The 9,676-nt window shown below is 69.1% G+C and carries 13 protein-coding genes; 8 read left to right on the top strand and 5 right to left on the bottom strand.

The window, feature by feature from the left end; genetic code table 11:
* Positions 1 to 350 precede the first annotated feature (350 nt).
* The gene (locus ABTY62_RS38515) at positions 351 to 1,079 is read right to left on the bottom strand and encodes an SDR family oxidoreductase (RefSeq protein ID WP_352134021.1); all 729 of its coding nucleotides are present in this window, start codon (positions 1,077 to 1,079) and stop codon (positions 351 to 353) included.
* A gap of 99 nt (positions 1,080 to 1,178) precedes the next feature.
* Positions 1,179 to 1,847, bottom strand: coding sequence for a nitroreductase (locus ABTY62_RS38510; RefSeq protein ID WP_352134020.1), 669 nt, complete (start codon positions 1,845 to 1,847; stop codon positions 1,179 to 1,181).
* A 150-nt stretch (positions 1,848 to 1,997) separates the two neighbouring features.
* Between ABTY62_RS38510 and ABTY62_RS38505 the strand changes: the two genes are divergently transcribed.
* Complete coding sequence (locus ABTY62_RS38505; protein WP_352134019.1) at positions 1,998 to 2,657, top strand: FMN-dependent NADH-azoreductase; 660 nt, start codon at positions 1,998 to 2,000, stop codon at positions 2,655 to 2,657.
* 3 nt (positions 2,658 to 2,660) lie between these two features.
* Here ABTY62_RS38505 and ABTY62_RS38500 read toward each other — a convergent pair whose 3' ends face one another.
* Positions 2,661 to 3,146 carry a MarR family winged helix-turn-helix transcriptional regulator gene (locus ABTY62_RS38500; protein ID WP_352134018.1) on the bottom strand — a complete coding sequence of 162 codons (486 nt, stop codon included), beginning with the start codon at positions 3,144 to 3,146 and terminating at the stop codon, positions 2,661 to 2,663.
* A gap of 19 nt (positions 3,147 to 3,165) precedes the next feature.
* A complete protein-coding gene (locus ABTY62_RS38495; RefSeq protein WP_352134017.1) occupies positions 3,166 to 4,125 on the bottom strand; it encodes an oxidoreductase in 960 nt (319 codons plus the stop codon).
* A gap of 153 nt (positions 4,126 to 4,278) precedes the next feature.
* Here ABTY62_RS38495 and ABTY62_RS38490 point away from each other — a divergent pair, with 153 nt between their 5' ends.
* A complete protein-coding gene (locus ABTY62_RS38490) occupies positions 4,279 to 4,851 on the top strand; it encodes a TetR/AcrR family transcriptional regulator (RefSeq protein WP_352134016.1) in 573 nt (190 codons plus the stop codon).
* Positions 4,852 to 4,864: 13 nt separating this feature from the next.
* Here ABTY62_RS38490 and ABTY62_RS38485 read toward each other — a convergent pair whose 3' ends face one another.
* The gene (locus ABTY62_RS38485) at positions 4,865 to 5,689 is read right to left on the bottom strand and encodes a DUF3152 domain-containing protein (protein ID WP_352134015.1); all 825 of its coding nucleotides are present in this window, start codon (positions 5,687 to 5,689) and stop codon (positions 4,865 to 4,867) included.
* 815 nt (positions 5,690 to 6,504) lie between these two features.
* On the opposite strand from ABTY62_RS38485, the gene rpsJ reads away from it, so the two are divergent.
* The 6 genes from rpsJ to rpsS are packed head-to-tail and all read left to right on the top strand — an operon-like array spanning position 6,505 to position 9,637.
* Positions 6,505 to 6,813, top strand: a complete 309-nt coding sequence (gene rpsJ / locus ABTY62_RS38480) for a 30S ribosomal protein S10 (RefSeq protein ID WP_003948644.1) — start codon at positions 6,505 to 6,507, stop codon at positions 6,811 to 6,813.
* Between the two features lie 13 nt (positions 6,814 to 6,826).
* Entirely contained in the window at positions 6,827 to 7,471 is a 645-nt protein-coding gene (gene rplC, locus ABTY62_RS38475; protein ID WP_311726655.1) for a 50S ribosomal protein L3, read from the top strand.
* A gap of 8 nt (positions 7,472 to 7,479) precedes the next feature.
* Entirely contained in the window at positions 7,480 to 8,133 is a 654-nt protein-coding gene (rplD, locus tag ABTY62_RS38470; protein WP_352134014.1) for a 50S ribosomal protein L4, read from the top strand.
* Complete coding sequence (gene rplW, locus ABTY62_RS38465) at positions 8,133 to 8,459, top strand: 50S ribosomal protein L23 (RefSeq protein ID WP_311726657.1); 327 nt, start codon at positions 8,133 to 8,135, stop codon at positions 8,457 to 8,459. The genes rplD and rplW overlap by 1 nt, the downstream gene beginning before the upstream one ends.
* A 47-nt stretch (positions 8,460 to 8,506) precedes the next feature.
* Positions 8,507 to 9,343 carry a 50S ribosomal protein L2 gene (gene rplB / locus ABTY62_RS38460; RefSeq protein WP_089509694.1) on the top strand — a complete coding sequence of 279 codons (837 nt, stop codon included), beginning with the start codon at positions 8,507 to 8,509 and terminating at the stop codon, positions 9,341 to 9,343.
* Between the two features lie 12 nt (positions 9,344 to 9,355).
* On the top strand, positions 9,356 to 9,637 hold the full coding sequence (gene rpsS / locus ABTY62_RS38455) for a 30S ribosomal protein S19 (RefSeq protein ID WP_014054167.1): 282 nt from the start codon (positions 9,356 to 9,358) through the stop codon (positions 9,635 to 9,637).
* The last annotated feature ends 39 nt before the right edge of the window (positions 9,638 to 9,676 follow it).

Below are 9,676 nucleotides of genomic sequence, written 5' to 3'. Positions count from 1 at the left end.
CAAATCCCTCGCCGACTACCTCACCAAGGTCACTCCGCCAGCCACCGAAAACCAGCAAGAGACTTAAGCCCGCGATTTCCGGCGCATCACACTAGCGGGCCTGATGGGCGGCCCCGGATGCCGGACGCCGCTGCGGGCGGATGTGGTCAGGGGCGGAGGGTGAGTTCGGCCCAGACCGTCTTGCAGATCAGCTCGGGTACGACGCCCCAGCGGTCCGCCAACTCCTCGACGAGCAGAAGTCCGTGCCCGTTCTCGCCGGGGTCCAAGACCGCCCCCCCAGGGCCCCCGGCTCGCGTTCACGCCGGAGGCCTGGACCCGCTTCGTGGCGTACACGTCCGCACGCTGAGGCGTCAGGAGAGCCAGTCGGCGTAGCGGGTGGGGGCGAGGTGAGCCTGCTTGTCGGTGAGGACGTCGCCCTTGACGACGGCGAACATGCCGGCGGTGGGGTCGGTGACGACGGTGCGGTTGTCGCCCTTGTGGGAGAGGGTGATCCGGCCCAGCTCGTCCAGAGGGAAGATCTCGGGGCCGCCGATGTTGCGGATGCCGTTCAGCGGGGTGCCCGCGGCGACCTCCGCCACCGCGGCGGCCACGTCCTTGGCGGCGATCGGCTGGATCGGCGTGGCGGGCAGCCGGACGGTGTCGGCGTCGGCGGTCCAGGACATCGCCGCGTCCATGAACTCCATGAACTGCGTCGCCCGGACGATCGAGTAGGGGACCGGCCCGGCCGCGAGAATCTGCTCCTGGAGCGCCTTGGCCTGGTAGTAGTCCAGCTCCGGCACCTGGTCCGTGCCGACGATCGAGAGGATGACGAAGTGGCCGACGCCGCCCTTGTGGGCCGCGGCCAGGAGGTTGTCCATCGAGGTCTGGAAGAAGGCCGGGGAGGCTTCGTCGAAGGTCGGGGAGTTCGTCAGGTTGACGACGACGTCGGCTCCCGCCATCGCCTCGTCCAGCCCCTGGCCGCTGATGACGTCGACTCCGGTGGACTTCGAGTGCGGTATCGCCTCGTGCCCGGCGGCGTTCAGATTCTTGACGACCTGCGACCCGATCAGCCCGGTACCGCCGATGACTGCGAACCTCATGATGTTCCTTTCATTGCGATATATGTGTAATGCGCCACATGAACCACTATGCGGGCGCGACGGGAAACAGCGACTTGATCAGCTGAGGGCGGGGCGGCGTCAGTGGTCATCGACGAACGTGGCCGTCTCGTCGAGTGGCGCCCGGCGCATGCGGGCGTCATCCGCTGTGCCGTCCTCGTACCCGATCGACATGCCGCAGAAGAGGATGAGCTCGTCCGGGGGTGACACGACCTCCGCGACGCTCCTGTGGAACTTCGCCCATGCCATCTGAGGGCAACTGTGCAGCCCTTCGGCGCGGAGCAGCAGCATGACGGTCTGTAGATACATGCCGACGTCGGCCCATTGGGGCGCGCCCATGTCGCGGTCGATGTAGCAGAACAGCGCGGCGGGCGCGCCGAAGCAGTCCCAGTTCGCGAAAGCGGCTCTCTGGCGCGCCTCCAGGTCCTCGCGCGGAATGCCGAGGGCGCCGTAGCGCTGCTCACCGAAGGCGGATCGGCGCTCGCGGTACGGGGACTTCAGGGCGGGCGGGTACTGCTCGTACTCCGGCTCGTCCCAGGGGTCGCCTGCGGCCAGGCGTTCGCCGGCGCGCTTCTTGACCTCGGCCAGCGGCCCGCCGGTCAGTACGTAGGCGTGCCACGGCTGGATGTTCGATCCGGACGGCGACCAGGCCGCAGCGGACAGTACGCGCTCCAGCGTCTCCCTGGGGACGGGCCGGTCGGCGAATCCACGCACCGCCCGTCGGCTCGTGACCGCCTCATAGACGTCCATGATCGCCTGACTCCGCTCTGCTCGACGCGTCAGTCTTCGTTACATTCAAGATAGTATCACTCGATACCGTCTCGTGCTTAACTAACTCTGAGCGCGAATCCTCGGCTCCCTGTTTCCCTGCCTCTGGCACCGCATTTTTGGAGAAAGTCCATGGTCACGCTGCTGCACATCGACTCGTCCTTGCTCCCCGGCGAGGTGTCCTCGTCCCGTTCGATCGCGAACGTCTTCCGCAAGGCGTGGGAGGAGCAGCACCCGCAGGGCACGGTGATCTACCGCGACCTCGCCGCCGACCCTGTGCCGCACATCACCGCCGACGCCTGGTCTGCTGGTTTCACCGCCCCGTCCGAGCGCACTCCGGAGCAGTCCGCCGCGTTCGCCGCGCGCGAGAAGCTCATCGAGGAGCTGGAGCAGGCGGATGCCGTCCTGATCGGCGCCCCCATGCACAACTACTCGATCCCGTCGACTCTCAAGGCGTGGCTGGACAACGTGTTCCTGCTCGGCCGTACCGCGGGCGAGGCCCCCTCCGCCCAGGGCACCCCGGTCACCGTCGTCGCCAGCCGCGGCGGCTCCTACGCGCCGGGCACCCCGCGCGAGGGCTTCGAGTTCGTGCTGAACTACCTGGGGGCCGTACTCCAGGGCGCCCTCGGCCTGGACCTCGACTTCATCGTCCCGGAGCTCACCATGGCCCCCAGCAACCCGGCCATGTCAGAGCTGGTCCCCCTCTATGAGGCCTCCCGCGAGCGCGCCTTCGAGGAAGCGGCCGGCATGGCCAAGGAACTCGCGGAGCGCTTCGCCGCGAAAGCGGCGTGAGGCTTACGCCTCGTCGGCCGGGGGATGGGCGAACCGGGTCAGCAGATCCGTCAGCCGCTCGGGCTCGCCGGGGCCCAGTTCGGCAACCAGGCGCTCACCCAGCGGCTCCGCCGCCACATGAGCCGCTTCGAAGAGTTCGAGCCCCTGAGGCGTGATCTCCACGGCCCGCACCCGCCGGTCCCCCGGAACGGTCTTGCGTACGACCAGCCCCTTGCGCTCCAGGTCGTCCACGACCCGCATGATTCCCGCCTTGTCCGACCCTGTTGCCGCCGCCAGGTCGCGCTGCACCGTGGCGCCCCGGTTGACCAGCTCGATCAGCACGGCGAAATGCCGCAACTCGATGCCGAGCGGCCGGAGCGCCTCCGTCATCACCGAGGCCGCGCGCCAGTGTGCCCGGCGGAGCAGCAAGCCGAGAGCGAAAGGCGATTCGTCACCGGGGCGGTCGGTCGCGCGCGAGGCGGTGGGTCGGTGAGGAACGTCGGCGGTCATGAGGCCACCGTACAGCCGTCTATTCATTCGATACGGTTTCGCCTGAAACGAAATGGGCGTACCGCACGCCGGTGAGCTGTTCCGAGAGCAGCCACAGCCGGCGGGCTGTAGCGGAGTCGTGGATGGCGCGTTCGCGGTTGCGGAGGACGGGCTCGCCGCGGAGCTGGAACGGGCCGTCGGGCACGACGTAGCTCCCCCCGGGCAGGTCGGGGACGGTCGAGGCGTACAGGGAGGTCCTGGCGCCGGCCGGTGTGGGGCGGAAGGCGATGCGCAGGAGCAGACGCGTGAGGGTCGCGTATACGCGGCCCCGGGTGCCGTTGGCGCCGCCGGTGAGCACGTTGGAGCGGGTGAGGCCGGGGGCGACGGCCATGCTGCGCAGCCGCAGCCCGGCGGCGTCGGCCCTTCGCTGTAGCTCCATGGCGAAGTAGAGATTGGCCCGCTTGGACTGCACGTAGGCGAACGCCGTTCGGTAGCGGCGCTCGGCGTTGAGGTTGGTCATGTCGAATCGGGCGAATCGCTGGCCCTCGCTGCTGACGGTGACCACGCGCGGGTCGGCGGCGGCCAGCAGGTGCGGCATGAGGAGGCCGGTGAGCGCGAACGTGCCGAGGTGGTTGATGCCGAACTGGGACTCGAAGCCGTCGGCGGTCCGGGAGAACGGCACCATGGCGACGCCGGCGTTGTTGACCAGGAGATCGAGCCGGTCGTGGCTCCAGCACTCGGCGAAATCGCGGATGGATGTCAGGTCGGCGAGGTCGAGCGTGCGCAGTTCGGCGCGGGCGCCGTGGACTTCGGTCCGCAGCCGCTCCACCGCGCTCCGGCCGCGCTCGTGGCTGCGGCAGGCCAGGACGACATGGGCGCCGCGGCGGGTGAGTTCGCGAGCGGTGACGTACCCGATGCCGCTGTTGGCGCCGGTGACGACGACCAGTCGCCCCGATTGGTCAGGGATGGCTTGGGCGGCTGCCCGGGAGTCACCGGTCATGGGGGCCTCGATCCATGGGTCGGACGTATTGCAACTCGCAGTTGCGATAGCCTGATCCTGGCGCATGTTCCACCATCAACGCAACTAGGAGTTGCAATGGAGTCTGCTGGGTCGCCCTCAAGGCGCGCCCCCGCTGTCGGGCGAGGCAACAAGATGCGCGTCGCCGTGCTGGAGGCGGCCATCGCCGAGCTCACGGAGACCGGGTACGCGGCCCTGACCGTCGAAGGCGTCGCCCGACGGGCCGGTGTGCACAAGACGACGATCTACCGGAACTGGAAAGACGCTGACGGCCTTGTCGCGGACGCGCTGGCCGGCCGCTTCTCCGCGGACATCCCGATCCCCGACACCGGGGCGGTGGAGAGCGACCTGCGCGCGCTGGCCCGCTCCCTCGTCGCCACCATGACCACGCAAGCGGGCCGGGCCCTGCTCGTCACCGTCCTCTCGGACGCCGTACGCGTCCCCCAGCTCGCCGACGTCAAGCGCGCGCTCTTCGACGACCGCTTCCGGCGGGCGGAACCCGTGGTCACCCGAGCCGTTGAGCGGGGCGAACTCCCCGCGGACACCGACCCTGCCGAACTCCTGAAGGCCCTCGCCGCGCCGATCTACTTCCGGCTCGTGTTCACCGGCGAGCCGGTCGACGAGGCGACCGCGGACCAGGCCGTGCGCGTCGCGCTGGCCGCCGCGCAGGCTCGCGTGCTGCGGGCGGGAGGGCCGGGGGCCGGGTAGCCGTCACGTGCCGTTACGGGACCGCCGGGCCCCCGATGTACTCGCCGTCCCTGTCATAGGGCCACTCGTTGGCGACGCAGCCCTTCAGTCCGTATATCTGCTGCATCATCACCGGCGCCCGCTCGCCCTTCCCCCGGCAGGTCTCGTGGCCGTGGCCGATGCGGTGGCCGACCTCGTGGTTGATGATCAGGGCCCGGTAGCCGCTGATGGGGCCGGAGAACTCCGGGGAGCCGGTGTTCCAGCGCTTGAGGTTGACCATGATCTGGGTGCCGGCGTCGCAGTTGACCTCGCCGTGGGTGTCCAGGCCCACGGCGCCGCAGATCTTGTCGACCGTGTCCGGGGTGGCGATCTTCACCTCGAAGTCGGAGGGGCCGTCGGACACCAGCTGGAAGGAGTGGCGGCCGTCCCCGGTCCAGCCGCGCTTGTCGGCCAGGACCGCCGCGATCTCGGCCGCCGCGCGCTTCGGATCGATGCCGGTGCCCTTCTCCACCTGCACCTTGTACCGCCGCAGATCGCTTCCCTCGCCGATCACCGCGCCGGAGGACTTCGCGGTGACGAAGACGCCGGTTCCGGTGGTGGGGGAGTCCGCGCGGGACGGGGGCGAGGGTCTCGACGTGGCCGAGATGGCGTCGGGTGGCGGGGTCGACGGGTCCGCGGCGCGGGCCGTGCCGTTGCCGCCGTCGTCGCGTAAGGCGAACACGACGCCGGCGATCAGGGCCGCACCGGCGGCCAGCGCCACCACCACGTTCCGGGGACGGGTGCTCGGGGCGCGCCGCCGTCGCGAGGACGAGGCGGACGGGCCGGGGGTCTGCTCGGGGGCCTGCGCGGTGAAGGTCATGGGGCACTTCCAGCGGGTGAGGGCGGGGCGGGCGAATGGGCCGCGGCGGTCGGCCCGCGTGAGCGTGTCCGTGGCCCCCGGAGTGAAAATGCGTCGTGCGTTCCCCCGTTTCGACTCCCCCAGAGAAAGACGGACGGGGAGGGGCGCTGGTTGGCCTTTGCGCGCCCGCTGTGCGCGGCGTCACACGCCGGAGCGCACGTGGCGCACGACCAGGGCGCACGACCCGGCGGGTCGGCAGCCGGCCCGCCTGGTGCGCTCGTACGGCGTCCCGCCATCCCGCTGGCAGGATGTGGCGGTCCAGGGGTTCGGTGACGGCGTTGGCGACGACGTCGCCAGGTGCGGGGCGGCTCTGTTGCCCATGGGAGGGCGCGCCGTGGCTTCCGGGCCCTCGATGTATCGGCCCTTCAAGGGCCTCGGGTGCGCGCCGAGTTTGAAGAACCCCCCGCCAGGGGTACGCTTCCCGGCTTCCTGATTGGCATCCGGCATGGCCCGTGTGGCAGACTGTCCGGGTTGCTCGGTTGAGTGCCGATGCTGCGCGCCTCCCGCCGGGAGGACCGGAAGCGAGTCCCACAGTACTCGTCGCCCCTTATCAGGGGCGGACGTACGGGAATCTTCCGGGAAGTGTCAGCGGGGCCCCGGCTAGGCACCCGGTGGGTGTTCTTCCCCCACAACCCTCTTCCATAAGGGATTTCTCCTGCGGAGATTTGCCGGAGGGGGCGCGACACGCCCGACCGCGTGGGTCGGAGGTGAGGCGGGGAGGAACGGAAACCGACCGGGTTCCGGAGCGTTACGAGAGACAGGACTACGAAGCAGCCATGGCGGGACAGAAGATCCGCATCCGGCTCAAGGCCTACGACCACGAGGTCATCGACTCCTCGGCGAAGAAGATCGTCGAGACGGTGACCCGCACTGGTGCGTCGGTCGCGGGCCCGGTGCCGCTGCCCACAGAGAAGAACGTGTACTGCGTCATCAAGTCGCCGCACAAGTACAAGGACTCGCGCGAGCACTTCGAGATGCGTACGCACAAGCGCCTCATCGACATCCTCGACCCCACGCCGAAGACCGTCGACTCGCTCATGCGTCTCGACCTGCCGGCCGGCGTCGACATCGAGATCAAGCTCTGAGGTGACGCGCGAGATGGCTAAGCAGATCAAGGGCGTCCTGGGCGAGAAGCTCGGCATGACCCAGGTGTGGGACGAGAACAACCGCATCGTCCCGGTCACCGTCGTCAAGGCCGGTCCCTGTGTCGTGACGCAGGTCCGTACCGCTGACTCGGACGGCTACGACGCCGTCCAGATCGCCTTCGGCGAGATCGACCCGCGCAAGGTGAACAAGCCCCTCAAGGGCCACTTCGCCAAGGCCGAGGTCACCCCGCGCCGCCACCTGGTGGAGCTGCGTACCGCTGACAGCAGCGAGTACACGCTCGGCCAGGAGGTCACCGCCGAGGTGTTCGAGTCCGGTGTGAAGGTCGATGTGACCGGCACCAGCAAGGGCAAGGGCACCGCCGGTGTCATGAAGCGCCACGGCTTCAAGGGCCTCGGCGCCGGCCACGGCACCCAGCGCAAGCACCGCTCGCCGGGCTCCATCGGTGGCTGCGCCACCCCGGGCCGCGTGTTCAAGGGCCTGCGCATGGCCGGCCGCATGGGCAACGAGCGGGTCACCACCCAGAACCTGACCGTCCACGCCGTTGACGCGGAGAAGGGCCTGCTCCTGATCAAGGGAGCGGTTCCTGGTCCGAACGGCGGCCTCGTCCTGGTCCGTACCGCGGCCAAGGGGGCCTGAGGTAACCGATGAGCACCATTGACATCCTTTCGCCGGCAGGCGACAAGGCCGGGACCGTCGAGCTCCCCGCGGAGATCTTCGACGCGCAGGTCAGCGTTCCGCTGATCCACCAGGTCGTCGTCGCGCAGCTGGCCGCTGCCCGTCAGGGCACGCACAAGACCAAGACCCGCGGCGAGGTCCGTGGCGGTGGCAAGAAGCCGTACCGCCAGAAGGGCACCGGCCGCGCCCGTCAGGGCTCGACCCGCGCGCCGCAGTTCGCCGGCGGTGGCGTCGTGCACGGCCCCGTGCCGCGCGACTACAGCCAGCGCACCCCGAAGAAGATGAAGGCCGCCGCGCTGCGCGGTGCCCTCTCGGACCGGGCGCGCCACAGCCGCATCCACGTCGTGACCGGCGTGATCGAGGGCGAGGTCTCCACCAAGGCCGCCAAGACCCTGCTGGGCAAGATCAGCGAGCGCAAGAACCTGCTCCTGATCGCCGAGCGGAGCGACGAGGCCGCGTGGCTGTCCGCCCGCAACCTGCCCCAGGTGCACATCCTGGAGCCGGGCCAGCTGAACACGTACGACGTGCTCGTCTCCGATGACGTGGTCTTCACCAAGGCCGCCTTCGAGTCCTTCGTGGCTGGTCCCAAGGCCGCTGAGCAGACCGAAGGGAGCGCCGCCTGATGAGTGAGGCGACCGCTGTCACCAGCAAGACCTTCACGGACCACCGCGACGTTCTCGTCAAGCCGGTCGTGTCCGAGAAGAGCTACGCGCTGCTCGACGAGAACAAGTACACGTTCATCGTCGCGCCCGGCGCCAACAAGACCCAGATCAAGCAGGCCGTCGAGGCGGTCTTCTCGGTCAAGGTCACTGGGGTCAACACGATCAACCGGCAGGGTAAGCGCAAGCGCACCAAGACCGGTTTCGGCAAGCGCAAGGACACCAAGCGCGCCATCGTGACCCTCGCCGAGGGCGACCGAATCGACATCTTCGGCGGCCCGGTCTCCTAACGGAGATCGGAGCGTCCAGAAGTCCGGAATCTTCCGAGGACTGAGAAATGGGTATCCGCAAGTACAAGCCGACGACCCCGGGCCGTCGTGGCTCCAGCGTCGCCGACTTCGTCGAGATCACGCGGTCCACGCCGGAGAAGTCGCTGGTCCGCCCGCTGCACAGCAAGGGTGGTCGTAACAACGCCGGCCGCATCACGGTCCGCCACCAGGGTGGCGGTCACAAGCGTGCGTACCGCGTGATCGACTTCCGCCGTCATGACAAGGACGGCGTCCCGGCGAAGGTCGCACACATCGAGTACGACCCCAACCGCACCGCGCGCATCGCGCTGCTGCACTACGCCGACGGTGAGAAGCGCTACATCATCGCGCCGCGCGGCCTGTCGCAGGGCGACCGGATCGAGAACGGCCCCGGGGCCGACATCAAGCCGGGCAACAACCTGGCGCTGCGCAACATCCCGGTCGGTACCACGATCCACGCCATCGAGCTGCGGCCCGGCGGCGGCGCGAAGTTCGCCCGCTCCGCGGGTGCCTCCGTGCAGCTGCTGGCCAAGGAGGGCTCCTTCGCGCACCTGCGCATGCCCTCCGGTGAGGTCCGCCTGGTCGACATCCGCTGCCGCGCCACCGTCGGCGAGGTCGGCAACGCCGAGCAGTCGAACATCAACTGGGGCAAGGCCGGCCGTATGCGCTGGAAGGGCGTCCGCCCGACCGTGCGTGGTGTCGTGATGAACCCGGTTGACCACCCGCACGGTGGTGGTGAGGGCAAGACCTCCGGTGGCCGTCACCCGGTTTCGCCGTGGGGCCAGAAGGAGGGTCGTACTCGCTCGCCGAAGAAGGCCAGCAACAAGTACATCGTCCGCCGCCGCAAGACGAACAAGAAGCGCTAGGAGCGGGTTTAGATGCCGCGCAGTCTCAAGAAGGGGCCCTTCGTCGACGACCACCTGAGCAAGAAGGTGGATGTCCAGAACGAAGCCGGCACCAAGAACGTCATCAAGACCTGGTCCCGCCGCTCGATGATCGTCCCGGCCATGCTCGGCCACACGATCGCGGTGCACGACGGCCGCAAGCACGTCCCGGTGTTCGTCACCGAGTCGATGGTCGGCCACAAGCTCGGCGAGTTCGCGCCGACCCGCACCTTCCGCGGCCATGAGAAGGACGACCGCAAGTCGCGTCGTCGCTGATCTGCGGAACAAGCGAATGACTCAGACAGACACCGAAGG

This window comes from Streptomyces sp. NPDC097640 (genome assembly GCF_040302705.1).
Lineage (GTDB): Bacteria > Actinomycetota > Actinomycetes > Streptomycetales > Streptomycetaceae > Streptomyces.
Note: the sequence above shows the minus strand (reverse complement) of the source record. Positions and strands in the feature narration are given on the sequence as shown.

Coding starts and splice junctions, on each gene's coding strand:
- ABTY62_RS38515 (WP_352134021.1), bottom strand. CDS start 1,079: ATGAGGTTCGCAGTCATCGGCGGTACCGGGCTGATCGGGTCGCAGGTC.
- ABTY62_RS38510 (WP_352134020.1), bottom strand. CDS start 1,847: ATGGACGTCTATGAGGCGGTCACGAGCCGACGGGCGGTGCGTGGATTC.
- ABTY62_RS38505 (WP_352134019.1), top strand. CDS start 1,998: ATGGTCACGCTGCTGCACATCGACTCGTCCTTGCTCCCCGGCGAGGTG.
- ABTY62_RS38500 (WP_352134018.1), bottom strand. CDS start 3,146: ATGACCGCCGACGTTCCTCACCGACCCACCGCCTCGCGCGCGACCGAC.
- ABTY62_RS38495 (WP_352134017.1), bottom strand. CDS start 4,125: ATGACCGGTGACTCCCGGGCAGCCGCCCAAGCCATCCCTGACCAATCG.
- ABTY62_RS38490 (WP_352134016.1), top strand. CDS start 4,279: ATGCGCGTCGCCGTGCTGGAGGCGGCCATCGCCGAGCTCACGGAGACC.
- ABTY62_RS38485 (WP_352134015.1), bottom strand. CDS start 5,689: ATGACCTTCACCGCGCAGGCCCCCGAGCAGACCCCCGGCCCGTCCGCC.
- rpsJ (WP_003948644.1), top strand. CDS start 6,505: ATGGCGGGACAGAAGATCCGCATCCGGCTCAAGGCCTACGACCACGAG.
- rplC (WP_311726655.1), top strand. CDS start 6,827: ATGGCTAAGCAGATCAAGGGCGTCCTGGGCGAGAAGCTCGGCATGACC.
- rplD (WP_352134014.1), top strand. CDS start 7,480: ATGAGCACCATTGACATCCTTTCGCCGGCAGGCGACAAGGCCGGGACC.
- rplW (WP_311726657.1), top strand. CDS start 8,133: ATGAGTGAGGCGACCGCTGTCACCAGCAAGACCTTCACGGACCACCGC.
- rplB (WP_089509694.1), top strand. CDS start 8,507: ATGGGTATCCGCAAGTACAAGCCGACGACCCCGGGCCGTCGTGGCTCC.
- rpsS (WP_014054167.1), top strand. CDS start 9,356: ATGCCGCGCAGTCTCAAGAAGGGGCCCTTCGTCGACGACCACCTGAGC.